Source organism: Thermohalobaculum sediminis (assembly GCF_023487995.1).
GTDB lineage: Bacteria > Pseudomonadota > Alphaproteobacteria > Rhodobacterales > Rhodobacteraceae > Thermohalobaculum > Thermohalobaculum sediminis.
On sequence record NZ_JAMFKN010000001.1, the window covers coordinates 758,420 to 784,940 of the forward strand.

Below are 26,521 nucleotides of genomic sequence, written 5' to 3' on the forward strand. Positions count from 1 at the left end.
GCTAGGCTTTCCTGCGGTTGTGTTGTTCGGTCCGCTTTCATCGGGTGCGCGAGTCGTGAGAGTCGAGATTTCCGCCGGTGCGCGCGGATGGGAGCTGCTGGCCGACCCGGCCTTCCGTGCGGCATGGGACCGGCTGGCCGCCGCGGACCCGAAACTCACCCTCCTGCAGGAACGGCCCTTCGTGACGGCCTGGTTCCGCGCCTATGGCGCCGGGCACGAGCCGGTGATGGTGACGGCGCGCGACGCGGCGGGCGCGCCGGTCGCGCTGATGCCGCTGGCGCGCCGGGTCCGCGACGGCAGGCTGATGCATGCGGGCGGCGAGCAGGCCGAGTATCACGGCTGGATCGCCCTGCCCGAGGCCGAGGCGGGGTTCCTGCCGCGCGCCCTGCCCGAGCTTGCCCGCGCCCTGCCCTTCGCAAGCTGGGCGTGGCGCTGGGCGCCGCCGGGCACGCCGATGGACTGGACGGCGGATCCCGAGCTGGCGCGCGCGGGCCTGCACGTGACGGTCGAGCGCCGCATGTCGCCCGTGCTGGACCTGCGCGACGGCGAGAAGATGAAGAAGCTGGTCGCCAACAAGTCGCTGCGCGCCAAGATGAACCGCTACCGCCGCGCCGGCGGGTATTCCTTCGAGCGGATCCGCGACCCGGCCCGGACGCGCGCGCTGATGGCGGAACTGGCGCGCCAGTGCGACTTTCGGCAGGAGGTGATCAACGGCGTGCGGCCCTTCGCGGACGATCCGTGCAAGGCTGCCTTCTTCGTCGAGCGGCAGGCCGAGCCGGAGGCCGTGCACTTCTCGGTGCTGTGGAACGGCGACCGGCCCATCGCCTTCCATTTCGGCGGCTGCGACGGACGGACCTGCCTGCTGGGCCTCAGTGCCTTCGCGCCCGACGAGAGCCGCAACTCGCCCGGCAGCCTGCTGCTGGTCGAGCTGGCGCAGGCGCTGAGCGAGGCGGGGTACGAGCGGCTCGACCTCACCCCCGGGACCGACCCCTACAAGCAGCGCTTCGCGACCGGCGAGCAGGAACTCGCGCGGCTGACGATCCACGGCTCGCGCATGGCCGCGCTCCGCGCGCGTGCGGCGGGGCGCGTGCGGCACGCCGTGCAGGCGCTGTGGGCAAAGCAGGACCTGGCGGTGCAGGACCGCCTCGCGCGATGGCGGCGCGGGCTGGGAGCGGCTCGGCAGGCGCTGCGCGAGGAGGGGCTGGGCGCGCTAGGCGCGGCCATCGGCGGCGGGGCGGGGCGAGGATGCATCTGGCTCGCGCGTCCCGCCGGCACGCCGCGTGAGAACCCGCCGCGCGGCGCGCCGCCCGTGCGCCGCCAGCCCTGGGCCGAGATGATGGCGGCGAAGGCACAGACCCCGGCGTCGCGCCGCCGGGCGGCAATGTCGACCGCCCTGGGGCGCTTCCAGGACGGAGAGGTACTCTATGCCGCGGGCGACGGCGAGGGGCCGGCCCTGCTCGCGTGGCGCGCCGACAAGCCCGGCGAGGCGGCGGCGCGGGCGATGGAGACGGCGGGGCTCGTCCCCAGCGGCTGCGTGCTGATCCACGGCATCGACTGGTGCGGCGCAGAGCCGGACGGCGCTCGGCTGCAAGCCTGCCTCGCGGCCATCCTCGCCGATGTCGCCGAGGGCGGCGAGCGGGACGTGGCGCTCTGCCTCGGCGCGGACGACCGCGCAAGCCTGGCCGCGGCGCGGCGCATGGGCTTCGCTCCCATCGGCACCCCGCAAGCGGGTTGATCCGCAGCGGGCGTCGGCGCCCGCTGGCTGCTGGAAACCCGTGATGGCGGGGATGCGGCGGCGAGCCCGCCCCCCATTCCGGTCCCGGCGGCCCCGACGGCTGCGCGGGCGCCACCCCCTTTTTGACCCCTACGCCGCCGCCCCGGCCGCAGACCCGGCGCGCCGGGCCCGTGCTGCGCGTGGCCGGGGGCTCACGCGCTGATCACGAGAAGTTCGAAAGACGCGATCACGGCCCGGTGCTACGCCGCCGGGACGGGGGGAAGAGACTGATTCAAAATGGTTAATTCTGCTTCCGGGAGCGTGTAATGACTGACTTTCACCCGTCGAACTTCACATCGCCCGTGACCGGCGGTGGTGGCGTGCGCGCTGCCGCCGCGCTACCGCACGGAAGGGCCGGGCGCGCGCTGCGCCTTGGCGCCTCGGGCCTCGCGATCGCGGTCGCGATGGCCGCGGGCCATGGTCCTGCCCATGCAGCAAACGAATGCGGTGGCGCGGCACCGGGCGCGACCGTCACCTGCACGCCCGCGGGCAATCCCTTTGCCGACGGGATCCAGTACGGCAATGTCGGGCTGCCGGTCGCGGACCTGACGGTGGTGATCGAAAGCGGCGTTGTCATCGACACCGATGCAACCGCCGAGGCGGGCCTGCGGCTGTTCGGCTCGGGCGACACCACCGTCGACGCGCGCGCGGGCGCCACGATCTCGACCGCCGGGACTGGCGCGGAGGGCATCTGGGCGCGCAGCTACGACGGGGCCGTGACGATCGTCTCGGGCGCGGCGGTCACCACCACCGGCGACTCATCGCGCGGCATCTATGGCAGCAGCTTCGGCACGACACCCGGTGCCGATGTCGTGATCACCGCCACCGGGCCGGTCGACACCGGCGGGGATCATTCCAACGCGGTTCAGGCGATCTCGCGCGCCGGGTTCATCACCGTCGATGCAAGCGGCGACCTGACCACGCGGGGCTATCTGTCCTACGGCATCCGCACGGAAGGGGATGGCGGGGTCAGCATCACCTCGACCGGCACGATCACCACCTCGGGCCGTTTCGGCGACGGCGTGCTCGCGAACAGCTTCGGCGGCACGATGGACATCACCGTCAACGACATCGTCGCGACCGGCGATGGCGGGCGGGGCATCTTCGCGCGCAACTTCGGCGCCGGCGCGGGCAACACCATCGATGTGACCGTGACCGGGTCGGTCTCGACCGCGACCGATTTCGCGTCCGGCGTTCAGGCCCGCAGCTATGGCGGGGCGGTGACGATGGACATCGCCGATGTCTCGACGGTCGGAGCGGGTGCGACGGCCGTGTTCGCCAGCACGTCCCCGTACGGAACGCCGCTGGCGGCGATCTCGATCACGGTGTCGGGCGATGTTTCGGCGCTTGGCGCGGGCTCGACCGGCATCCGGGCGATCGGCACGTCGAGCACGATCGTGATCACCGAGACCGGCTCGGTCTCGTCGACGCAGGCCAGCTCGATCCTGTCGAGCGGCACATCGGTCGACACCCTCGAGGTGCATGGTCGGCTGAGCGGCGCGACGCGGTTGAACGCCGGCGACGACACTGTCAGCTTCTTCTCGACCGCCGACATCTCGGGCCTCAGCCTGGTCGATGCGGGGGACGGGGTGGACGCGCTCGCGCTCGACGGGCTCGCGGGCGCGCTCGACCCGACCGTGTTTGCGAACTTCGAGACGATCACGCTCGACAACGGCGCCGACCTCGTCGCGGCCCCCGCGGGCGCGTCGGTGCTGAGCGCGTCGCAGGGCCTTTTCCTGCGGAACGGCTCGGGCCTGAGGCTCGGCGATCTCGATGACATCCTCGGCACGGTCTCGATCGACGCGACCTCGCGGCTGGTGGCGCGCGGCGACAGCCCGGGAACGAACGCGATTACCGGCGATCTGGCGCTGGCCGGGCGGCTGGACCTCACCGACGGCGCGGCAGACGACCGCACCGACGTCAGCGGCAGCCTGATCGGCCAGGGCGGCACCATCGCGCTCGACGTGCTGTTCGGCGGCGGGCGGGTCGCGGCATCGGACCTCGTGACCTTCGGGGCCGACGTGACCGGCACGGCCTTCATCGAGGTCAACCCGCTGCTGGGCGGCGCGCCGGGCGGCACCTCGGCGCCGTTGATCACCTTCGCGGGTGACAATCTGGCGGATATCCGGCTGGCGCAGCCGGTCGAGTTCGGCGGCGTGATCTTAGACCTCGAGCAGGTCGGCAACAGCTTCACGCTGGCGCTGGTCGAGCAGGGGCTGGCGGGCGATGTTGCGGGCGGGGTGGCGCTGGGCGCGGTCTTCGCGCCGATGCTGCGCGACCTGTTCGGCGACCTCGGCGCGCGCATCGGCACCGGCGACGCGCTGCGCCGGCCGGGGCTGGACGGCTCGGCGCCGGGCCTGTGGGGCCGGATCGGGGGCGCCTATCACGACGGCGAGGCGGGCAGCGGCGGGCGCACGGTGGAGCTCGATCTCAGCCATGTCGTGACGCAGCTTGGCGTCGACCTGCCCCGCGTCGATCTGGGCGGGGGCTCGGTCGTCGGCTCGGTGATGGCGCAGTACGGGCGCGCGAACGGCGATGCCGGGCAGCCGGGCGTGGTGTCGGCATCCTTCGATGCCACGAGCTACGGCGCGGGCCTCGGGCTCACCTGGTATGCCGGCGACGGCGACACCTATGCGGATCTCACGGGCATGGTGAACTGGCACGACCTGGGCGTGCCGGGCCCCGATGGCGAGGCGGTCTCCTACACGCTGGGCGCCGAGGCGGGCACGCGGGTCGCGCTGGCCGACAACCTCTCGCTCGCGCCGCTGGGACAGGTGGTCTACTTCAACGCCGACATCGACAGCCTGGCGCGGCCGACGGCGCTGGACCCGGCCGGGCGGGTCGCGTTCGACCGTGCCGAAAGCCTCGAGGCGCGGGCCAACCTGATGCTGGAATACGCGACCAGCACCACCTCGTCGGTGCAATTCGGCGGCGGGCTCGCCTACGAGTTCCTGGGCACCAGCGCCACGCGCTTCGGCTTCGGCTCGGAGGTCGAGAGCGATCTCGGCGGCATGAGCGGCGAGCTGGCAGCGCGCGGGCAGGTGCGCCTTGCCGAGACCGTCACGCTGTTCGGCGACCTGCGCGGCCGCAAGGCCTTCCAGTCGGACGGCATCGACAGCCTGTTCGGGCAGGTCGGTCTGACCATCGACTTCTGAGATGCGTGCCTGTCCCCGGGCGCGGTCCCGGGGGCAGGTTTCCCCATGATGCCGCACGGAGCCGGGAGCCGGCATGAGCGACGACGGCCTTCCCTCCGCCGCCCCCGACCGCGGGGCGCCAGAACCGGGGCCCGGCGACGGCACGGCGGGGATCACCTGCTCGGCCGGGCTCGCGGGCTGGCTGGCGCGGCATCGCGTGAGCCTCGCCTTCAGTTCGTACCAGAGCGGTCAGCTCTTCCTCGTCGGGCATCACGAGAACGGACAGGTCTCGTTCCACCAGCACGGCTTCGGCCGGGCGATGGGCCTGTGGGCGACGCCCGAGCGGCTCTACATGGCGACCTCGGCTCAGATCTGGCGGCTCGAGAACGTGCTTGCCCCCGGCCAGCGGGCGAACGGGCGCTTCGACCGCCTGTTCGTGCCGCGCAACGCGCAGACGGTGGGCGAGACCGACATCCACGAGATCGCGGTCGAGCCGTCGGGGCGCATCCTGTTCGTCAACACGCTGCATTCCTGCCTCGCCACGGTCTCGACGGTGCATGGCTTCCGGCCGGTCTGGAAGCCGCCCTTTATCTCGCGCCTCGCCGCCGAGGACCGCTGCCACCTCAACGGGCTGGCGATGGAGGACGGGCGGGCGCGCTATGTCACCGCCGCCTGCCGCTCCGACGTGATCGGCGGCTGGCGCGACAGGCGTGTCGGGGGCGGGCTGGTCATCGACCTCGCGGCGGGCGACCGGATCCTCGCGGAAGGGCTGTCGATGCCCCATTCGCCGCGAGTCCGGGGCGGCGAGCTCTACGTGCTCGACAGCGGGCGCGGGCAACTGTGCCGGGTCGATCGCCGCACGGGGGCCGTCGAGCCCATCGCCTTCCTGCCCGGCTTCCTGCGTGGGCTGGCCTTCGTCGGCAACCACGCGGTGATCACCCTGTCGCTGCCGCGCGAGGCCTCGTTCAGAGGCCTGCCGCTCGACGAGGCGCTGAGGACCCGCGATGCCGAGCCCTGGTGCGGCGTGCAGGTGATCGACCTCGCGAGCGGCGACGTCGTGCAATGGATCCGCCTGCGCGGGCCGATCCGCGAGCTGTTCGACGTGGCGGTGCTGCCGGGCGCCGCCGCGCCGATGTCGGTGGGCGGCACCGACGGCGCTGGCGCGCATGTGAACTGGGAGCCGGACTACGCACCGCTCCATCCCGCCTGAGGGGCGCGAGGGGTCAGGTGCCGGTGGCGGATGCAGGGCCGGGCGCGCCCTGCTGGCGGCGCAGCGCCTCGGCCGACTGGCGCACGACCTCCGCAACCTGGAGAAGCTGCCGGGCGAGCGGGCTGGTGCGGCGCCACACCATGCCGATGGTGCGCGACGGCCGGGGGTGCCCGAAGCGGGCGATCGAAACCGCGGCCGAGCGCGTCTCGACCGGCAACGCCATCTCGGGGATCAGGGTCACGCCGATGCCGGCACCGACCATCTGGACCAGCGTCGAGAGCGAGCTGCCGTCCAGCATCTCGCGCGGGGGCGCCGCCTGCAGATTGCAGAACGACAGCGCCTGATCGCGGAAGCAGTGCCCCTCCTCGAGCAGCAAGAGCCGCATCTCGCGCAGGGCCTCGCGGTCCGGCACCGGCTTGCCCTCGTCCTCGGCGGGGCGGACCAGCACGAACTCCTCGGCGAACAGCGCCGCCTCGGTCAGCGCGGGCTCGGACACCGGAAGTGCGACGATGGCGGTGTCGAGCCGTCCCTCGGCCAGCTCCTGCAACAGCTTGGGCGTCACCGTCTCGCGCACATGGATGTCGAGGCCGTCATGCTGGCGCGCGAGATTGCCGATGATCGCGGGCAGCAGGTAAGGCGCGACCGTCGGGATCACGCCGATCCTGAGCCGGCCTGCCAGCCGGTCGGTGAAGGCGCGCGCAAGGTCGCCCAGTTCGTCCACCGCGCGCAGGATCTCGCGCACCCGGAGCGCGAAGTCCTCGCCGAGGCCGGTGAGCCGCACCTGCCGGGCGCTCCGCTCGAACAGGGTGGTGCCGAGCGACTCCTCCAGCTCCTTGATCTGAAGCGACAGGGCGGGCTGCGAGATCGCGCAAGCATCGGCCGCGCGGCCGAAATGGCCGTGCCGCGCCAGCGCGTCGAAGTAGCGAAGCTGCCTGAGGGTCAGGTTTCTCATAAGTTCGGCTTATTACGGCAATCAGAATATTAAACTTAAACAAATGGCGCGACTTCGCTAGACCTGAGACGGAGAAAAAGGGCGGAGTCGCCGGCCCGTCGCCGCCGGGATGTGCCGATGCCCTGCCGGAGGCAGGGAGTGCCCGGCCCCGCCAGGGAAGGTGCGGTGTCACACCGCCTGTCGGGCAGAGCAGTTTTCCGCGAGGCTGTCGGCGGCCCGCATGCCGGACGGATTCTACGCAACGCAGCCACGATCGGAGAGAGATATGGACGGAAACGACAGCCCGAGCACCGGCAAGTGCCCGGTGGTCCATGGCGCCACGAATTTCGGGATCAGGTCGAACCGGGACTGGTGGCCGAACCAGCTCAACCTGCGGATCCTGCACCAGAACCCGCCCGCCGGGAACCCGATGGGCAAGGGCTTCGACTATGCCAAGGCGTTCAGGTCGCTCGACCTTCAGGCGCTGAAGAAGGACCTGACCGCGCTGATGACCGACAGCCAGGACTGGTGGCCAGCGGACTACGGGCATTACGGCGGCCTGTTCATCCGCATGGCCTGGCACTCGGCCGGCACCTACCGCACGGCTGACGGGCGCGGCGGCGCGGGCAGTGGGTCGCAGCGCTTCGCGCCGCTCAACTCGTGGCCCGACAACGGCAACCTCGACAAGGCGCGGCGGCTGTTGTGGCCGATCAAGCGGAAATACGGCAACGCGATCTCGTGGGCCGACCTGATGATCCTGGCGGGCAACGTCGCCATCGAATCGATGGGCGGCAAGACCTTCGGCTTTGGCGGCGGGCGCGAGGACATCTGGGAGCCCGAGGAGGACATCTACTGGGGCGCCGAGTCGGAGTGGCTGGCCACCAGCGACAAGCCGAACAGCCGCTATTCGGGCGAGCGCGAGCTGGAGAACCCGCTGGCCGCCGTGCAGATGGGCCTCATCTACGTCAACCCGGAGGGCCCCGACGGCAAGCCCGACCCGCTGGCCTCGGCCCATGACATCCGCGAGACCTTCGCGCGCATGGCGATGAACGACTACGAGACCGTGGCGCTGACCGCGGGCGGGCACACCTTCGGCAAGATGCACGGCGCGGGCCCGGCGAGCCATGTCGGCCCCGAGCCGGAAGCCGCGCCCATCGAGGCGATGGGGCTGGGGTGGCTCTCGTCCTACGGCAGTGGCAAGGGGCGCGACACCATCACCTCGGGGCTCGAGGGCGCCTGGACCCCGAACCCGATCCGGTGGGACATGGGCTACTTCGACGTCCTGTTCAAATACGACTGGGAGTTGGTGAAAAGTCCGGCCGGCGCCTGGGTCTGGACGCCGAAGGACATCGCGCCCGAGGACATGGCGCCGGATGCGGCCGACCCCTCGAAGCGCGTGCCGATCTTCATGTCCACCGCCGACATGGCGATGCGCATGGACCCCGACTACGAGAAGGTCTCGCGTCACTTCCACGCGAACCCCGACGAGTTCGCCGACGCCTTCGCGCGCGCCTGGTTCAAGCTGACGCATCGTGACATGGGCCCGAAGGCGCGCTACCTGGGCGCCGAGGTGCCGGCCGAGGACCTGATCTGGCAGGACCCGGTGCCGGCCGTCGACCATCCGCTGATCGACGCCGCCGACATCGCCGCGCTCAAGGCGAAGATCCTCGGCTCGGGTCTCTCGGTGGCGGAGCTCGTCTCGACGGCCTGGGCCTCGGCCTCGACCTTCCGCGGCTCGGACAAGCGCGGCGGGGCGAACGGCTCGCGCATCCGGCTCGCCCCCCAGAAGGACTGGGAGGTCAACGAGCCCGCGCGGCTTGCCAAGGTGCTGGAGACCCTCGAAGGCATCCAGTCGGCGTTCAACGGCGCGGCCGGCGGCGGCAGACGGGTCTCGCTCGCCGACCTGATCGTGCTGGGCGGCTGCGCCGCGATCGAGCAGGCGGCGAAGGCGGCGGGCCACACGGTCGAGGTGCCCTTTACGCCCGGCCGCACCGATGCCTCGCAGGACCAGACCGATGTCGAGAGCTTCGACGTGCTCGAGCCCGCGGCCGATGGCTTCCGCAACTACCAGCGGGCGGCCTTCAGCGTCTCGGCCGAGGAGATGCTGGTCGACCGGGCGCAACTTCTGACCCTGACCGCGCCCGAGATGACGGCGCTGGTGGGCGGGCTGCGGGTGCTGGGGGCCAACCATGGCGGGTCGGCGCATGGCGTCTTCACCAGCCGGCCGGGGCAGCTCAGCGCGGACTTCTTCGTCAACCTGCTCGACATGGGCACCGTGTGGACGCCGGTCTCGGACGCGCATGACGTGTTCGAGGGCCGCGACCGCGGGACCGGCGCGGTGAAGTGGACCGGCACGCGGGTGGACCTGGTGTTCGGGTCGAACTCGCAGCTCCGGGCGCTGGCCGAGGTCTACGCGCAGGACGACAACGGCGCGAAGTTCGTCGGCGACTTCGTGGCCGCGTGGAACAAGGTGATGAACGCGGACCGCTTCGACATCGCCTGATTACGGCGCGAATGGCGCCCGGGGGGCGGCCGGTTGCCGGTCCCCGGGCGGTGCGGCCTCGCGCGCGGAGATCGGCGCTCGCCGCATGCCGGCACGCTCGCCGATTGCCCGAATTTCCCAGCCCGGGCATCTTCGGCTACGCTGTCTGGACAACATCCAGCCGGTGAGGAGATCAGCGATGAAAGCCGGGGTTCATGCGATTTTTTGTAGTCTGGCGATTGCCACCCCGTGCCTTGCCGAGCAGGCGGCGCCACCTGCGGGCGCGGAGGACTACATCGAGCACTGTGCCGTCTGTCATGGCGAGCGTGCGACCGGCGACGGGCCGTTGTCCTGGCTCCTGAAGGTCGCGCCGCCCGACCTGACGACCCTCGCAAAGCGCAATGGCGGCACCTTTCCATTCGAGCATGCATACAGGGTGATCGACGGGCGCGTCGAGGTTGCCGCCCATGGCACGCGGGCGATGCCCGTCTGGGGCTCCCGCTTCAAGTCGGAAGCGCAGCACGCCACCGATCCGCAACGCCGGCCACTCGCAGCCGAGGACGTGGTGACCGACCGCATCCTCACCCTCATCCGCTACCTCGAACGCGTGCAGAAGTGACCCCGGCGCGACGCTCGCGCCCATCCCGCGACCGGCCCGCCTTGCCCGGAGCACCGCTTCACGACGCGATCGCGGCGCCGGTGAGCGCGAGGGTATGGCGGGCGATCATCAGCTCCTCGTCGGTGGGGATGACGTAGAGGGCGACGCGGCTCTCGCGGGTCGAGATGACGGTCTGCCCGGCCTCGTTCGCGGCGGCGTCGAGCCCGGCGCCGAGCCAGCCGAGGCGCTCGGCGATGCGGGCGCGGATCCGGGGCGCATTCTCGCCCACCCCCGCCGTGAAGACGAAGGCGTCGAGACCGCCGAGCGCGGCCGCGAGCATGCCCGCGTTGAGCCCGACGCGGTGCACGAAATGGTCGATCGCGAGCCGCGCCCCCGGCTCGGCGCTGGCCATGAGGTCGCGCATGTCGCTCGAGACGCCCGAGAGACCCTTGAGCCCCGCGCCGCGGTAGAGCAGATCGTTGACCGCGCCGGGCGCCATGCCGCGCTGCATCACCAGGTGCAGCACCACGCCCGGGTCGAGCTGGCCCGGCCGGGTGCCCATCGGCAGCCCGTCGAGCGCGGTGAAGCCCATCGTGCTCTCGACGCTGCGCCCGTCGGCGAGCGCGCACATCGAGGCGCCGCTGCCCAGATGCGCGACGATCACCCGGCCCCGCGCGGCTTCGGGCGCGATCTCGCGCAGCCGCCCGGCGATGTATTCGTAGGAGAGCCCGTGGAAGCCGTAGCGCCGGATGCCCTGGTCGTAGAACGCCCGGGGCAGCGCATAGACATCCGCATGCAGCGCGTGGCCGCGGTGGAAGGCCGTGTCGAAGCAGGCGACCTGCGGCAGCGAGGGCTCGATCTCCATCGCCAGCCGGATCGGCGCGAGGTTGTTCGGCTGGTGCAGCGGCGCGAGGTCCTGATACTGCGCGAGCCGCTCGAGCACGGCAGCGTCGATCAGCACGGGGCACGCATGGTCCGGCCCGCCATGCACCACCCGGTGGCCGACCGCGCGCAGCCGGAACCCGCCACGCGCGCCGAGCCAGCCGCGCATCTCGGCGATGGCCGCGGGCAGGTCCGGGATGGCGGCCGCATCGAAGCCGCGCTCGGCCAGCACGCCGCCTTGCGCGTCGGTGACCCGCAGGCGCGGGCGCAAGCCGATGCCCTCGACCTCGCCGCGCAGGTGGCGCGCGAGGGCGCCGTCGACGAGGCCGAAGACCTGGAACTTGAGGCTCGACGAGCCGGCATTGATGACGAGGATCGCCTCCACGCTCATTCCGCCTGCACCGCCGCCACCTTCCGCCGCGACGCCGCGTAGAGCGTCGCCACCGCGCAGGACGCAAGCCGCGAGCGCACGCTGTCGGCCCGCGAGGTCAGCACGATCGGCACCCGCGCGCCCATCACGATGCCGGCCGCGTCGGCATGGGCGAGGAAGGTCAGGTTCTTCGCCAGCATGTTGCCGGCCTCGAGGTCGGGCACGACGAGGATCTGGGCATGCCCCGCGACCGGCCCCGCGATGCCCTTGATGCGCGCGGCCTCCGGGTCCACGGCGTTGTCGAAGGCGAGCGGGCCCTCGAGGAGGCCGCCGGTGATCTGCCCGCGCTCGGCCATCTTGCACAGCGCCGCCGCCTCGATGGTCGAGGGGATCTTGGTCGTCACCGTCTCGACCGCCGAGAGGATCGCGACCTTCGGCTCGCCCAGCCCGATGCCGCGCCAGAGGTCGATCGCGTTCTGCACGATGTCGCGCTTGGCGTCGAGGTCGGGGAAGATGTTGACCGCGGCGTCGGTGATGAACAGCGTCTCCGCGTGGCCGGGGACGTCCATCACGAAGACATGGCTGATGCGCCGCTCGGTCCTGAGCCCGGTGGCCGAGGCGGCGACCTCGTGCATCAGTTCGTCGGTGTGCAGGCTGCCCTTCATCACGAGCTCGCCCCGGCCCTCGCGGACCATCGCCACGGCCCGCGCGGCGGCGGCGTGGCTGTGCGGCGCGTCGACGATCTCGTGGCCGTCGAGGTCGATCCCATGCTCGCCCGCGACCGCCCGGATGCGGGCCTCGGGCCCCACCAGGATCGGCCGGATCAGGCCAAGCCCCGCGGCCTCGACCGCGCCCCGCAGCGAGGGCTCGTCGCAGGGATGCACCACCACGGTGAGCGCGGGCGTGGCCGCGCGGGCCGAGGCGATCAGGCGATCGTATTTCGACCGCGGCGTCGCGGCGATGGCGTCGTTCGTCATGGCGGTCGCGTGTCCTCTCGGCTGGCCTCTCGGACGGATCAAACCGGGCGCCCCTGCCCCGCCCGGCCGAGCGCCGCACGCGGCGGATGCGATCGCCCGCGACCGCGCGCCCGGCGGGCAGTCTAGCGGCCTGCGCGCGGAGCGACTTGATCTTTCTCAACCGGCCGAGGGCGAGCCGCCCGCCGGGTCGCCGGCCGTCCCTGCCGCGGCATCGCGCGGGACGGCGACATCGGCGATCCAGACGCGGAACATCTCGTAGAACACCGCGAGGATGACGGGGCCGATGAAGAGGCCGGTCAGTCCCGAGCTGAGCGTGCCGCCGATGACGCCGATCAGGATGACGATCATCGGCGTGGCCAGCCCCCGCGCCATCAGGATCGGCTTGAGGAAGTTGTCGCTCAGCATCACCGGAACCATGTAGGCGGTGTAGAGCGCCGCGGGCAGCGTGGGCTCGGCCGTCCAGACATAGATGATGGTCGGCAGGATCGCGAGCGCGGGCAGCTGGACGACCGCGGCGGCGATGGCGATCGCCGCCACCAGCCCCGCGAATGGGAGGCCGATCGCGATCATGCCGCCGGCGGCCAGTCCCCCCTGGATGATCGCGACGCCGATCACCCCGCGCGAGACGTTGCGGATCGTCGCCTTGGCGGTATCGAGGAACATCCGGCCGCGGCCCGAGGCGACCCGCTCGGCCATCCGGCCGCTGATGTCGCCAAGGCCGCCCGCATAGCCGAGCGCCACCGCCGCGAGCACGACCGAGACCGCGAACTCCAGCACGCCGCGCGCGAGCCCCGCCCCCACCCCGAGCAGGAAGGTCGCGAACTCGCGGATCTGCGGCGCGAAATGCTCGGCCGTCGAGGAAAGGTCGGCATGGGCGGACGACCAGAAGCCGAAGACCATGTTGCCGACGATCGGCCAGTCGCGGACCGACGGGTCCGGCGGCGGCACGTCGAGCGTCTCGCCGCGGAGCCGTTCGGCCAGCTCGATGGTCGAGCCGATGATCGAGTCGGCGATGACGACCGTCGGGCCGATCAGCAGCACGAGGCCGAGCACCGCCAGCGCCGTGGCCGCCAGCCCGCTGCGGCCGCCCATCCGGTCCTTGATCCAGACGAAGGCGGGATAGAGCGCCACCGCCAGGATCATCGACCACACGAGGATCGAGACGAAGGGCGCCACCACCTTCGCCGAGAGCCAGACGAAAAGCGTGATCAGCCCCAGCGTCACGTAGATGTCGACCGCGTCGCGGACCACGCGTCGATGCCTTCCGATCTCGTCCTGCACCTGCACGCTCCCCTTGCGTTCGGCGGCCGGCTGGCGGCCGGTCCCGTCAGCGCGACCCAACTCCTCCCGCCGCCGCGTCGGCCGCGCCCGCCGCGGCGAGGTCGGCCGGCGACGCGCCGGCACCGGCCGGCCCGCCATCGGCCGAGCGCACGACGACCTCGCGGCCGCCGAAGGCAATGCCCTCGCGCTCGAACAGCTCGTTGATCTTCTGGTAGACCACCTTGCGCACGGCGAACTGGTCGCCGGGCCGCGTCTTGAACTTGACGCGCATGACGATGCCATACTCGTCCATCTGGTAGACGCCCTGGGATTTCAGCGGCTCGACGAACTTCGCGCCGATGACGGGATCGGCCAGCAGCTCCTGCCCCAGCTTCTTGACCAGCTTGCGCACCCGCTCGGTGTCGGTGCCGAAGCGCACGCGGATCGGCAGCTTCATGATCACCCAGTCGCGCGAGAAGTTGGTGAGTTGGTGGATCTCGCCGAACGGGATGGTGTGCAGCGGCCCGGTGTGGTGGCGAAGCTGCATCGAGCGGATCGAGATGCGCTCGACTGTCCCCTTGGCGCCGCCCGTGTCGATGTATTCGCCGACGCGGAAGGCGTCGTCGATCAGGAAGAACACGCCCGAGAAGATGTCCCGCACCAGCGTCTGCGCCCCGAAGCCCACGGCGATGCCGACGAGCCCCGCCCCCGCGAACAGCGGCGCCACGTCGACACCCACCGCCGACAGCATGACCATCGCCGCGATGACGCCGATGGCGATCAGGATGGCGTTGCGGAACAGCGGCAGGATCGTCTCGATCCGCGTGCCTCCCGCGCCACCCTCGTCGGCATCCTCGTTCACCGGTCCGGCGGCCGCTCGCTCGAGCGCGAGGCGCCGGTCGAATGCGGTGCGGATCGCGGACCAGCCGATCCAGGCCACCACCAGCACGATGAGGATGGTAAATACGGGACGCAGCTGCCCGTCCGCCTCGAAGGGGCCAGCGCCCCAGGCGTCGAGGAGGATTCCGGCCGCCGTCATCCCGGCGAGCGCGAGGACCGAGCGCTCGGCCCACACCCGGAACGAGGGCAGCGCCGCGTCCTCGGCTGTTGGCGGGAAGGCGCGGTCGACGACGAGGAGCGAGAGGGAATAGAGCAGCGCCGCCAGCATCGCCGCCGAGATGGGCGCAATGATCAGCCCCTCGGTGCGCACCCCGGAGAGCCGGCCGCCCACGGTCGCGGCGACGGCGACGATCAGGTAGAGGACAGCAAGCTGCGGCCAGGACCGCGCGAGCCAAGGGATCAGCGGCGCACGGCCGGGCACCGCCTCGACATGCCTGAGCCGCCAGGCCGCGCGACCCAGGACCAGCGCGGCCATCGCCGACACCACCGTCGCCGCGAGGTCGGCGAGACCGCCAGGCGCCTCGATCCGGTCGAGCCAGGCGGAGACCACGGCCAGCATGCCCGTGCCGACCGCGCCGAGGACGACACCCCGGTATGCCCTCAAGGCAAGGCCGTCCTCCACCGCCAGCAGCCGGGCGGCCGGCTCGTATGGGGCGAGCGTGACGCGGAAGAACAGGAGGGTCGCGCGGATCAGGATCGCGACTTCGAAGGCCGACATCACGATCTGCACCTGTGCCGGCGCGTGGCGCACGGCGATCGCGGCGAGGAGGAAGGCGGCGCCGAGCCCCGCCACCGCCGCCCCGGCGAGGATCGCCGCGCGCCCCAGCGCGAAGCGCAGGCGCGCGCTGCGCCCGGCATCGCCCGCAGGGGGATCGCCCAGCAGCGCGGGCATGAGACGCGCGGCGGCGAGGCGCTCGATCAGAATCCCGGCGAGCAGGGTCACGGCGACGACGGCCAACGCCCGCCAGACCCAGTCCGCGCCGGGCTCGCCCGAGAGGCGCGCGAGCAGGGCGGGCATCGTCTCGGGCGCATCGGCGAGGTCCTCGGCATCGCGCTCGAGTCGGTCGCCGATCGCCTTGGAGAGACGCGCGGCGCGCTCGGCCAGCCCCACGGGCGGCGGCTCGGCGGCCGGTGCGGGCGGCGGCGCGCCGACAACCACCAGCGGCACGCCCGCGTCCTGCGCCGCCGCGACGATCCGGGCGATGGCGTCGGGGGTCGGGGCTTGCGTCCCCTCCCCGCGGGCTGCGGCGGGAGCGCCGGCGAGCACCGCGGCGAGCAGGAGCGCGACGCCCGCCACGACGCCGCGCAGCCGGGCCCGGATCCCCACCGCCCGGGTCACGAGCCGCCGGCGCCCGAGGGAGGCGCGGGCCACGGCGCGAAATCGGGTGGTGCCGGCGACCAGCGGTCACCCGCGCGCCCGTAGTCGCGGCCCAGGTCGTAGAGCGCCTTCATGTAGACCGGATCGAAGGGCTCGTCCGGCTCGCGGTCGAACTCCGGGGGGATGGCGAGCACGTTGAGGTCGATCCCGTCGCGCACGGCGATCGCGAAGATCTTGTAGATATCGCCCGTCCCCGCGCCGCCGAGCAGGCTCGATACCGCCGTCCCGGCGATCGGGATGAGGCGCGGGCGCACCGGGTCATAGGGCTTCCTCAGCTTGTTGTTGATCACGACGTAGAGCGTGCGCTCGAAGGGCACGCCCACCGCCGCGTCGATCTGGCGCATCGGCACCTTGGGGCTGAAGAACATCACCTGCTGGGTGGCGCCTCCGTCGACATGCATCTCGTCATAGCGGCGGCCGTCGCTGCCCTCGACCGGGATCAGCACCGGAGGGAACGCGGCGGGGATCGCCGACGACGCCTGGATGACGTCGTGGATCAGCCGCTTCGCGTTCGGGTCCCCGGTCGCGGCAATGCCCGCAATGTTCCAGATCACCGGTCGTGCGGCGTCGAGATTGGTCGTGCCGATCAGCAGCACGCGGCCGCGCCGCGCCTCGGCGCCAAGGTGGGCGACCACATCGTCGTCAACATAGCGCTCGATCAGCGCCCGGTAGCCGCGCGTGTCGGTGAGCGCGGTGCCGCCCGTGAGGCCGGCGAAGATCGTCCGCCGCAGCAGGTCGCTCGTCTGGTAGGTCGTGTAGATCTCGGTCAACTCGTCATCGTAGTCGGGGCCAAGGAAGGCGAAGAGCGCGATGATCGCCCCGGTCGAGATTCCCGTCACCACGGTGAACTCGGGCCGGTCGCCGCGTTCGGTCCAGCCTTTCAGAAGCCCCGCCCCGAAGGCGCCGTCGGGCCCGCCGCCCGACAGGGCGAGGCTCACCTCGCGGATTGGGCCGCCCCGGGCGATCTCGTCGGCATACTTGACGCGGGCGAGTTCGGCCCAGCGCGCGACGATGCGATTGCCAGACCCCGGCACGAGGTCGTCGCCCCAGTCGCGCAGGATCCTGCCGCCCGCGTCGATGCCGTATGGCGCGGCGATCGTCGTCTCGTCCTCGGGGACGGGGTTGCGCGCCAGCACGGTGGTGCAGGCGCCCAGTAACAACGCCAGGATCAGCAGGAGCGGCCGGACCGGCCCCCCGCCCCACCCGCCTATGTGGCGCGCGGCTGTCTGCATCTGGGCCTCCACCTCTGGATGCGCTGCGGCGCGTTGCGTCCTGCCGGACTTCGGGCCGCGAGCGCCCCACGGCGCCTCACTCGGCGGTTGCATGGGCAGCCTCCTCGCGATGTGTCGCGGGTTTAGGCCTCGCGCCGGGCCTGACGCGTTCGCGCAGCCACTGGAAGGTGACGTAGAGCGGCGGGATCGCGAAGATGCCGACGACCGAAGCGAGGATCATGCCGCCGAACACCGGCGTGCCGACGGCGCGGCGGGCAAGCTCGGAGGCGCCCTCGGCCACGACAAGTGGCAGGAGGCCGAGGACGAAGGCGAGCGAGGTCATCATCACCGGCCGGAAGCGCAGCCGCGCGCCCTCGGCCGCGGCCTCGAGGAGGGCCACGCCGCGCTCGCGCTGCTCCTTGGCGAACTCGACGATCAGGATGCCGTTCTTGGCCGCGAGCGCGATCAGCACCACGAGGCCGATCTGCCCGTAGAGGTCGAGCGGCAGCCGGGTGACGAGGAGTGCGCCGATCGAGCCCAGCACGCCGATCGACACCGACAGCATCACCGGGATCGGGATCGTCCAGCTCTCGTAGAGCGCGACTAGGAACAGGAAGGCGAAGAGCACGGCAAGCCCGAGGATGATCGGCAGCGCCCCCTCGGCCCGCTTCTCCTGGAAGGCGGTGTCGGTCCACTCGCCGGCAAAGCCGTCGGGCAGGGTCTCGGCCGCCACCGCCTCCATCGCCGCCAGCGCCCCGCCCGACGAGATCCCCGGCGCCGGCGCGCCCAGGATCGTCACCGCGCGGGTGTTGTTGTAGCGGATCAGCGCCGGCGGCCCGACCACGACGCGCGCCTCTACGAGGCTGCGCAGCGGGATCATCTGGCCGTCGCGGTTGCGCACGTTGATGCGGTAGATGTCGTCGAGCCCCGAGCGGTCGGCGGCCTCGGCCTGCACCTGCACCTGCCAGGTGCGGCCGAACAGGTTCGTGTCGTTGACGTAGTAGCCACCCAGCGAGGCCTGCAGCGCCTGGAAGAGGTCGCCGATGCCGACGCCCAGGATCTCGGCCTTGTCGCGGTCGATTTCGAGGTGAATCGACGGGTTGGTGGCCGAGAAGGTGCTGAACACGCGGTCGAGGTCGGGGTTCTGGTTTGCCGCGACCAGGAGGCCGCGCAGCGTCTGCGCCATCTCGGCCGAGTCGCGGCCGCGCAGGTCCTTCAGCATGTAGGTAAAGCCGCCGCCGGTGCCGAGGCCGATGATCGGCGGCGGCGCGAGCGGGGCGACATTGGCCCCCCGGATCTCGCGGAAGCGCGGCGCGACGCGGGCCATGATGTCCTGCACGCCCTGCCCGCCCTCGAGACGCTCGGCGAAGGGCGCGAGCGTGACCACCGAGAAGGCCGAACTCGCCTCGGAGTAGCTGTCGATGAAGTTGAGGCCCACCACCGTGGTGACACGGGCGACCGCCTCCTCCTGGTCGAGGATCGCCTGCACCTCGGCCATCACCTCGGCGGTGCGCGAGACCGAGGCCCCGTCGGGCAGCTTGGCGACGACGAAGAACGCGCCCTGGTCGTCCTCCGGCAGGAAGCCCGTGGGCGTGACCTTCAGCATTCCCCAGGTTCCGACGCTGGCGGCGGCGACCATCACGAGGCCGATGATCGAAATCCGCACCAGCCGCGCCACCACCGCGCCATAGGCGTCGCGCACCCGGTCGATCGAGCGCATCACCCATCCGACCGGCCCCTTGCGCGGGCCGTGGTGGCGGCTGAGCATCACCGCGCAAAGCGCCGGCGACAGCGTCAGCGCGTTGATCGCCGAGAGCACCATCGCCGCCGAGACGGTGACGGCGAACTGGCGGAACAGCTCGCCCGAGATGCCGGGGATGAAGGCGATCGGCACGAACACCGACAGCAGCACCAGCGTGATCGCGATGATCGGCGCGGTGATCTCGCGCATCGCGAGCTTGGTCGCGTCGGGGAGCGAGAGCTCGGGCCGCTCCTCCATCACGCGCTCGACGTTCTCGACCACGACGATGGCGTCGTCGACCACGATGCCGATGGCGAGCACCACCGCCAGAAGCGAGACCGAGTTGGCCGAATACCCCATCGCGTTCAGCACGATGAAGGCGCCGATCAGGCTCACCGGCACCGCGATGGTCGGGATGAGCGTGGCCCGGAGCGAACCGAGGAACAGGAACACCACGAGAACGACGAGGATGAAGGCCTCGACCAGCGTCTTCTGCACCTCGTGGATGGTCTCGGTGACGAAGACCGTGGGGTCGTAGGTGATCTCCCACGCGAGATCCTCGGGGAAGCGGGTGGCCGCCTCGGCCATCTTCGCCTTGACGGCGTCGAGCGTCGCCAGAGCGTTGTCGCCGGGGTTCTGGTAGAGCGCAATCGCCGCCGCGGGCTTGCCGTCGAGCAGCGTGTCGCGGTCGAGATTGGCCGCGCCCAGTTCCACCCGGCCGACATCGCCGAGCCTGAGCACCGAGCCGTCGGGGTTGGCGCGCAGGACCACGTTCTCGAACTCATCGACCGAGGTCAGGCGCCCCTTGGTCTGGAGATTGAGCTGCAGGCGCTGGTCGTCCGAGATCGGCCGCGCGCCGATCCGCCCCACTGCCGCCTGCACGTTCTGCGACTGCAGCGCCGCGATCAGGTCGCCCGTGGTCAGCCCGAGCCCGGTCAGCCGGTCGGTCGCGACCCACACCCGCATGGCGTAGTCCTGCGCCGCCCACAGGTTCGCGTCGCCCACGCCAGGCGTCGAGCGGATCGCGTCGAGCAGGTTGATGGTGGCGTAGTTCGAGATGAACAGCGGATCGTACCTGCCGTTCGGCGAGGACAGCGCGACCACGCCCAGGAGCGCCGAGGACTTCTTCTTCACCGTCACGCCGTTGCGACGGACCTCCTCGGGCAGCTTGGAGAGCGCGACCTGCACGCGGTTGTTGACGTTGACCGCGTTGATGTCCGGATCGGTGCCGAGCTCGAACGAGACCGTCAGCGTGTAGCTGCCGTCGTCGCCCGAGACGCTCTTCATGTAGATCGACTTGTCGACGCCGACGACCTGCGCCTCGATCGGCTGGGCGACGGTCGCCTCGACGACCGCCGCCGAGGCGCCCGGATAGGTCGTCGTGACCGAGACCTGCGGCGGGATGATGTCGGGATACTGCGCCACCGGAATCGAGACGAGCGCAAGCCACCCCGCGACCGTCGTGACGATGGCGATGACGATGGCGAAGCGCGGGCGGTCGACGAAGATCGAGGACAGCATGGCTCAGTCCGCCCGTTCCGAGACCGCGGGCGCGGCCTGCACCGGCACGCCCGGGCGCAGGCGCTCTATGCCCTGCACGATGACCTGCTCGCCCGCGCTCAGCCCCTCGTCGATGGCGATCTCGGCGCCGATGGTCTTGCCGGTCCGCACGCGCCGGACCGCCGCCTTGCCGTCCTCGACGATGAAGACATAGACCCCGCCCTGGTCGGCGAGCAGGGCGGCCTGCGGCACCACCGCCTTCTCGACCGGGTTCGCGGCCTCGAGATCGACGGTCACGAGCTGCCCGTCGATCAGCGCCCGGTCGGGGTTCGCGATTGTCGAGCGCGCCAGCACCGTGTCAGTCGTCTGGTCGACCGAAACGTCGACGAAGTCGATCCGTCCCTCATGCGCATGGTAGGTGCCGTCGAGGAGCCGAAGCCTGACGCGGACCTGCGAGGGTTCGACGCGGTCGGCCGTGTCCTCCCGCAGGAACAGGCGCGCGCTCACCGGGAAGGCCACGTGCATCGGGTCCTCGCTCACCACCACGGCGAGCACCCCCGAGTCGGGCCCGACGACCGCCCCCTTGGTCACCGCCGTGCGGCCGATCCGCCCGGCGACGGGGGCGAGAATGCTGGTGTAGCCGAGATTTATCCGGGCCGTCGCGAGGGCCGCCTCGGCCTGCGCCACCGCGCCCGAGGCGCGGTCGGCGCCCGCTTTGGCGATGTCGCGCTGCTGCTCGGTCCCGACCTCGCGGGCGAGCAACTGCTCGGCGCGCTCCAGCTCGATGTCGGCCAGCGTCTTGGCCGCCCGGGCCTGCGCCAGCACGCCCTCGGCCTGGCGCACATCCGCCTCGAACAGGTCGCGCTCGATGCGGTAGAGCATGTCGCCCTCGCGCACCGTCTGCCCTTCCGTGAAGGCGACCTCGTCGAGGAAGCCATGCACCCGCGCCCGGATCTCGACCCGGTCGATCGCCTCGACCCGACCCGTCACCGAAATTGCCCGCGACACGGGCTTGAGCGAGACCGCCGACGTCACGACCGGAACAGCCGCCGGCGGAAGAGCCGTCTGCGCCAGCGCCGCATGTCCCAGCAGCGTGGTGGCGATGAGCCATGCGGCAAGCGCCGTTGCGCGGTGGCAGATCTCCATCAGAAGGCTCCCCTCGATATGCCTGCCCATCAAATTCCCCCGCAGGCCACGACTCTTCAACTCAAAGGCGTCTAGGCCCTTCATACTTCCATTTCAGGCCTCCGTTCCACAGTCGTCTTGCACCGGAATGCCGCCGGCCGAACGGCCGGGGCGTCGGCCAGGCCACGCCCATCGGCGTGCCATGCCCCAAGGGCGCCACGGTCAAGACGCGCCGTCGCGACGGACCGGCGCCGGGGAGCGGAACCGCCACCTCGCGCGCGACGCCTTCCGCGAATCGCAAAAGCAGCGTGAAGTCGGACGACGCGTGCAGGACATCGGCACGGCCTGCGGCACGGTGATCGGCCGAACGTGGAAAGGGGGGAGCCGATGGGGAAGAAGCGCAACGACCGGGCGACGCGGGAGCGTTCCGATCCGCAGGATGCCGCGCCGCCGGGAGAACCGCTCGGCTACCGGCGCGAACTCGAAGCACTGCAGGTCGAGCTAGCCCATCTGCAGGCCTGGGTGAAGAAGACGGGCGCGCGCGTCGTCGTGATCTTCGAGGGTCGCGACGCCGCCGGAAAGGGCGGCATCATCAAGCGGCTCACCGAGCGCGTCAGCCCGCGCGTGTTCCGCGTCGTCGCCCTGCCAGCGCCGAGCGATCGCGAGAAGAGCCAGATCTACATGCAGCGCTACATCGCGCATCTTCCGGCCGCCGGCGAGATCGTCATCTTCGACCGCAGCTGGTACAACCGCCCCGGCGTCGAGCGGGTGATGGGCTATTGCACCGAGCGTCAGGCGACGCGCTTCCTGGAACTGATTCCGCGGTTCGAGGCCGCGATCGTCGAGGCGGGCATCATCCTGCTGAAATATTTCCTCTTGGTCAGCGAGGAGGAGCAGGAGCGCCGGTTCCGGCAGCGCATCGAGGACCCCCTGCGGCAGTGGAAGCTGAGCCCGATGGACCTCGAATCCTATCGCCGCTGGTGGGACTATACCGCCGCCTATGACGAGATGATCGCGATGAGCCATTCCGACCACGCACCATGGTGGATCGTCCCGTCCGACGACAAGAAGCGGGCGCGGCTCAACTGCATCTCGCACCTCCTCGACTCGATCCCTTACGAGAGGGTCGACTTCGAGAAGCCCCGACTCGGCAAGCGCCAGAAGCGGCCCAAGGGCATGGGCGAGCACAGCTTCAAGGGCAGCACGATTCCCCAGCGTTTCTGAGCAGGCCGAGCCCCGGGCAGCCGGCATCGGCGAGGTCGGCCCGGCGGGCGTCAGAAATGCTCGGGCGCCCAGCTCAGGAACAGGCCGACATCGCCGGGCACGTCGTCCGGGAAATTGATCACCATCGCCTTCAGCCGGTAGCCCTGCGGCTTCACGGCGTTCTCGTAGCGATCGTAGAGCTCCCTCGCCTTGCCCTGAAGGGTTTCGGGCCATTCGCGGTCGCCGTTGTTGATCGCGCGTCCCCCGTCGGTGCAGAGCCGCGCGGGGAAGCTGTAGACCATCGCCTCCATCTTGCCGTCCTTGACGGCATTCATCACGAGGCGGCGGATCAGGGCGCGCTCATCCTCGGTCACGTGCTCGGTCATGAACTTCGAGATGAACTCGGCCCGCTTCTTCTCCTCGGCGACGCGCGCCTTGTCGCGGCGGTTCATCTCCTCGAGCTCCTTCTCGAGAAGGATCCGACGCAGATCGTCGGCGCTCGGGACGGTGCCCTGAGGCCGGTTGGTCTTGTCGTTGCTGGTGGTGGCGGCTCCTTCGCTCGCGCGCCCGTCCGGTTCCCGAAGGCCCCGCGACACTGAATAGCCACGTCGCCTCAGCCTAGCCGGCCCTCCGCGCGGACCAGGGTATTGATGCACGTCCGGCATCGGCTGACAACGCCTCGCATCGACCCGACTGCCCGCCGGCACCCGTCGCGGTTGTCGCAGCGCCGCCTTTCTGCTTCAATCCGTCGCAGGCTGGCGGCACGGCGGATCGCGCCGCCCGAGCGGCGCAAGAGGGGCCATGCGCAGGGATCGGGCATTGGCGGCACTGCGGGGCGAGCTGCTGGCCTATGCCCAGAGCCTGACGCTGGACGCGACCGCGGCCGAGGATCTGGTGCAGGATGCGATGCTGCGCGCGCTGCAATCGCCACATGTGCCGGCTGCGCGCTCGGAGTTGCGGCCCTGGGCCTTCCGCGTCGTGAAGAACCTCTTCCTCGACGACCTCAGAAAACTAAGGGTCCGAATGGAATACCGCCGCGAGCAGGCGCGTTTATCCCGGGAGAGCCCGCCACGGCCGGCCGACGCCGTCGAGGCGCTGGTGGTGCGGCAGGCCTTCGAGAAGCTGAACCCGCGCGAGCGTGAGATCCTGTGTCTCATTGACGTGCTGGGCCTGAGCTATGCAGAAGCGGCGATGGTGATCGGCGTCCCGCCCGGCACGGTGATGAGCCGCGTGAGCCGTGCGCGCCGGTCGATGGCCGAGAAGCTGGGCGAGTCGAACATCCGGCCGCTCCGCAGACGAGAGTAGACGAGCCCGCGTGATGGCGACGCCCGACGAGTGCGATTGGGAACTGATCAACGGCTACGCCGACGGCGCGCTGAGCCCGGTCGAGCGCGAGCGCGTGGCGCGGCGCCTCACCACCGAGCCCGCCCTCGCGGCGGCGCTGACCGAGGTGCAGAAGGTCAAGGCCGGGCTCTCGCTGCTCGCGCCGCGGCCCGTGGCGGCCGAGCCCGAGGTGCCCGCCAGGCGGCCGGGGCGGCGGGCGCTGCCTGCGCTGGCTGCGGCATGCGTGGCGCTGGTGATCGGCGCGGCGATCGGCGCGGCGGTGATCGGGGGGGCCGGCGACGCCAACGCCCCGATGACGGGCGAGATGGCAGGCGACGCGGCAAGCACGCTCGCACAGATCCATGCTGGCTTCTCGGCCCGCGCCTATGCGCTGCGGCGGGCCGAGCCCGTGGGGACGATCTCGACGGGCAGCATGGGCGACCTCGAGGCCTTCGACCTTGCGCCCTCGCGCCTCACGCTGGTGGACGTGCGCGACATGCGGGCGAACGGGCGCGACCTCGTGGCGATGCATTACCGCGGCCCGAACGGCTGCCGGCTGACCATCGCCGCCGCGCTGGGGGACGCGATCGCCACCGGCGCGACCGAGGCCGGGCTGACCGCGCGATGGACCTCGGGGCGCATCGGCTTCCACGTCATCGCCACAGGCATGGACGCCGCCCGCTTCGCCGCGATCGCAGACTATCTGAGATCCGAGAGCCTGCACCCGGCCGAGAGCGCGCCGCAGCGCCTCGCCCTCGCCAGCGCGACCGAGACCGCGCGCCCCTGCGTCTGAGCGCAGACCCCCCGCGCGGGTTCACTTCAGGGGGTAGTTCGGGCGGTCGGTGTTGTAGTGGGTCGAGAGGTAATCGAGGATCGTCTCGCGCTCGTCGGGGTCGAGTTCGGACATCCCCTGCTCCTCGATCATCCAGTCGATCAGCGCGTCCCACCGCTCGCGCGTGAGGCCCTGCTGGACCACCAGAAGCTCGGAATGGCAGGCGGTGCAAGCGTAGAACGTCTCCTCCGCGCCCTCGCCATCGACGAAGGCGCCGAACTCGCCGGCGGCGGCGGCGGAGGCAAGGAGGCAAACGCCGGCAAGCGCGGCGGCGGTCGTTCGGATCATGGCATCTTCCGGTCGGGATGGATGGCAGGGGCGGCGCGCGGACGCCCCCGGCTCGGTTCAGCCAACGCGCACGGCGACGCGGTGCATCATGTTGTTGGCGTAGCCCTTGGGGTTCCAGTCGATGCGGAAGGGCTGCATCACGCCCTCGCTGTCGGTCGCGCGCGCCCAGATCTCGTAGTAGCCCGCCTGCGGGAAGCCGACACTGGCCCGCCAGTTCTGCCAAGCGCCCGAATTCACCGGCGCGTCGAGATTGGCCTTCTGCCACGTCGCCCCGAAGTCGATCGAGATGTCGAGCGCTTCGATGGTCCGGTCGCCGACCCAGGCGTGGCCGCGCACCTCGGTTTCCGCCCCGACAGTCGCGTTGTTCTCGGGGAAGGTGATGACCGACTTGACCGGCATCCGCTCGAGGATCACGTAGTCCTCCTTCGCGACCTCCTCGCCCGGCGCCACGGGCCGGTTCGGCAGGCGGTAGGACGAGCCGCCCATCTTCTCGCCGTCATGCACCTTGTCGCGCACCCAGACGCGGGTGAGCCATTTCTGCGAGCACGAGCCGGGCCAGCCGGGCACCACGAGCCGGAGCGGCGCGCCGTTCATCGGGTGGATCGCGTCGCCATTCATCTCGAAGGCGATCAGCACGTTGTCGGTCATCGCCTTGTCGATGGGCACGCCGCGCGAGATGGGAGCCTTGGACGCATCGCCCGAAAGATGCGTGTCGGCCCCCTCGTGCCCTGTGTAGACGGCGCTCGACTTGAGGCCCGCCTTGGTCAGCACGTCCTTCAGCCGCACGCCGGTCCAGTTGGCGCAGCCGACGGCGCCGACCGTCCACTGGTTGCCCGAGGCGGGCGGGTCGAAGAAGGCGCGCCCGTTGCCGCCGCATTCGATCACCAGCGCCATGGTGACGACCTCGAACTGGTTCCTGAGATCGTCGATGCTCAGGGTCATCGGGTTCTCGACCTCGCCGTCGATGGTCACCTGCCAGGCGGCGGGGTCCATCTCGGCGGGAAGCGCGCCATTATTGCGGATGAAGTGCCGCGCGGTCGGCGTGATCGCGTCATCCAGCAGGTGCGCCGGGGTCTCGGCGTTCACTGGCCGGTCGTTGAACAGGGTGAGGCCGTCCTTGCCCATCAGCACGTTCTCGGAGGCGAAGGCCGCCGGCACCAGCCCCGCCGGCATGTTGCGGTGGAACGGGATGTTCGCGCCCACCATGGCCGCCATCGTCGCGAGCCCCGCGCCGCGCAGGAAGCCGCGCCGGTCCGCGTGGGCCACGCGTCCGAAGAAGGCGCGGTCGGCGCCCTCGGGGTCTCGCTCGAAGAAGTCGTGGAGGCCGTCCCCGGCGCGATCCTGATCCCTAGGCATGAACTCCTCCCCTTTCTGGTTTTTCATGCCGTCAACGTGCCGGCGC

Annotated in this window: 19 protein-coding genes; 8 read left to right on the plus strand and 11 right to left on the minus strand. The window is 71.1% G+C overall.

Features of this window, described 5'->3' with window-relative positions:
- Positions 1-55: 55 nt before the first annotated feature.
- The 3 genes from M1105_RS03655 (at position 56) to M1105_RS03665 (ending at position 6,118) form a co-directional block, all read left to right on the plus strand.
- Positions 56-1,735 carry a GNAT family N-acetyltransferase gene (locus M1105_RS03655; protein ID WP_249578981.1) on the plus strand — a complete coding sequence of 560 codons (1,680 nt, stop codon included), beginning with the start codon at positions 56-58 and terminating at the stop codon, positions 1,733-1,735.
- A gap of 305 nt (positions 1,736-2,040) precedes the next feature.
- Positions 2,041-4,929: an autotransporter outer membrane beta-barrel domain-containing protein gene (locus tag M1105_RS03660; protein ID WP_249578982.1), complete on the plus strand. Its 2,889-nt coding sequence runs from the start codon at positions 2,041-2,043 to the stop codon at positions 4,927-4,929.
- A 73-nt stretch (positions 4,930-5,002) separates the two neighbouring features.
- Positions 5,003-6,118, plus strand: coding sequence for a TIGR03032 family protein (locus M1105_RS03665; RefSeq protein WP_249578983.1), 1,116 nt, complete (start codon positions 5,003-5,005; stop codon positions 6,116-6,118).
- A gap of 13 nt (positions 6,119-6,131) precedes the next feature.
- On the opposite strand, the gene M1105_RS03670 is transcribed toward M1105_RS03665, so the two are convergent.
- A complete protein-coding gene (locus M1105_RS03670; protein WP_249578984.1) occupies positions 6,132-7,070 on the minus strand; it encodes a hydrogen peroxide-inducible genes activator in 939 nt (312 codons plus the stop codon).
- 265 nt (positions 7,071-7,335) lie between these two features.
- On the opposite strand from M1105_RS03670, the gene katG reads away from it, so the two are divergent.
- Positions 7,336-9,552: a catalase/peroxidase HPI gene (gene katG, locus M1105_RS03675; protein ID WP_249578985.1), complete on the plus strand. Its 2,217-nt coding sequence runs from the start codon at positions 7,336-7,338 to the stop codon at positions 9,550-9,552.
- Between the two features lie 178 nt (positions 9,553-9,730).
- On the plus strand, positions 9,731-10,150 hold the full coding sequence (locus M1105_RS03680; protein WP_249578986.1) for a c-type cytochrome: 420 nt from the start codon (positions 9,731-9,733) through the stop codon (positions 10,148-10,150).
- A 58-nt stretch (positions 10,151-10,208) separates the two neighbouring features.
- Here M1105_RS03680 and M1105_RS03685 read toward each other — a convergent pair whose 3' ends face one another.
- The 7 genes from M1105_RS03685 to M1105_RS03715 all read right to left on the minus strand — a co-directional run bounded on the left by M1105_RS03685 (position 10,209) and on the right by M1105_RS03715 (position 21,524).
- Positions 10,209-11,402 carry an acetate/propionate family kinase gene (locus M1105_RS03685; RefSeq protein WP_249578987.1) on the minus strand — a complete coding sequence of 398 codons (1,194 nt, stop codon included), beginning with the start codon at positions 11,400-11,402 and terminating at the stop codon, positions 10,209-10,211.
- Positions 11,399-12,358: a phosphate acetyltransferase gene (locus tag M1105_RS03690; protein ID WP_264759457.1), complete on the minus strand. Its 960-nt coding sequence runs from the start codon at positions 12,356-12,358 to the stop codon at positions 11,399-11,401. The genes M1105_RS03685 and M1105_RS03690 overlap by 4 nt, the downstream gene beginning before the upstream one ends.
- A gap of 156 nt (positions 12,359-12,514) precedes the next feature.
- Entirely contained in the window at positions 12,515-13,639 is a 1,125-nt protein-coding gene (locus tag M1105_RS03695) for an AI-2E family transporter (protein ID WP_249578988.1), read from the minus strand.
- A 46-nt stretch (positions 13,640-13,685) separates the two neighbouring features.
- The gene (locus M1105_RS20775; protein WP_249578989.1) at positions 13,686-15,890 is read right to left on the minus strand and encodes a mechanosensitive ion channel family protein; all 2,205 of its coding nucleotides are present in this window, start codon (positions 15,888-15,890) and stop codon (positions 13,686-13,688) included.
- Positions 15,854-17,128, minus strand: a complete 1,275-nt coding sequence (locus tag M1105_RS03705; RefSeq protein WP_249578990.1) for a patatin-like phospholipase family protein — start codon at positions 17,126-17,128, stop codon at positions 15,854-15,856. Before M1105_RS03705 ends, M1105_RS20775 begins: the two co-directional genes overlap by 37 nt.
- A gap of 76 nt (positions 17,129-17,204) precedes the next feature.
- On the minus strand, positions 17,205-20,369 hold the full coding sequence (locus M1105_RS03710) for an efflux RND transporter permease subunit (RefSeq protein ID WP_249578991.1): 3,165 nt from the start codon (positions 20,367-20,369) through the stop codon (positions 17,205-17,207).
- Positions 20,370-20,372: 3 nt separating this feature from the next.
- Positions 20,373-21,524: an efflux RND transporter periplasmic adaptor subunit gene (locus M1105_RS03715; protein ID WP_249578992.1), complete on the minus strand. Its 1,152-nt coding sequence runs from the start codon at positions 21,522-21,524 to the stop codon at positions 20,373-20,375.
- A gap of 336 nt (positions 21,525-21,860) precedes the next feature.
- Here M1105_RS03715 and ppk2 point away from each other — a divergent pair, with 336 nt between their 5' ends.
- On the plus strand, positions 21,861-22,697 hold the full coding sequence (gene ppk2 / locus M1105_RS03720) for a polyphosphate kinase 2 (RefSeq protein ID WP_249578993.1): 837 nt from the start codon (positions 21,861-21,863) through the stop codon (positions 22,695-22,697).
- 50 nt (positions 22,698-22,747) lie between these two features.
- Here ppk2 and M1105_RS03725 read toward each other — a convergent pair whose 3' ends face one another.
- Entirely contained in the window at positions 22,748-23,272 is a 525-nt protein-coding gene (locus M1105_RS03725; protein WP_249578994.1) for a hypothetical protein, read from the minus strand.
- Between the two features lie 205 nt (positions 23,273-23,477).
- Between M1105_RS03725 and M1105_RS03730 the strand changes: the two genes are divergently transcribed.
- Together M1105_RS03730 and M1105_RS03735 are read left to right on the plus strand one after the other, a co-directional pair.
- Positions 23,478-23,981, plus strand: coding sequence for an RNA polymerase sigma factor (locus M1105_RS03730; protein WP_249578995.1), 504 nt, complete (start codon positions 23,478-23,480; stop codon positions 23,979-23,981).
- Positions 23,982-23,994: 13 nt separating this feature from the next.
- Positions 23,995-24,792 (plus strand): anti-sigma factor, encoded by a 798-nt coding sequence (locus M1105_RS03735; RefSeq protein WP_249578996.1) that lies wholly within the window; start codon positions 23,995-23,997, stop codon positions 24,790-24,792.
- 21 nt (positions 24,793-24,813) lie between these two features.
- Here M1105_RS03735 and M1105_RS03740 read toward each other — a convergent pair whose 3' ends face one another.
- Together M1105_RS03740 and M1105_RS03745 are read right to left on the minus strand one after the other, a co-directional pair.
- On the minus strand, positions 24,814-25,119 hold the full coding sequence (locus tag M1105_RS03740; RefSeq protein WP_249578997.1) for an aldehyde dehydrogenase: 306 nt from the start codon (positions 25,117-25,119) through the stop codon (positions 24,814-24,816).
- A gap of 57 nt (positions 25,120-25,176) precedes the next feature.
- Complete coding sequence (locus tag M1105_RS03745) at positions 25,177-26,475, minus strand: sulfite oxidase (RefSeq protein ID WP_249578998.1); 1,299 nt, start codon at positions 26,473-26,475, stop codon at positions 25,177-25,179.
- Positions 26,476-26,521: the final 46 nt, after the last annotated feature.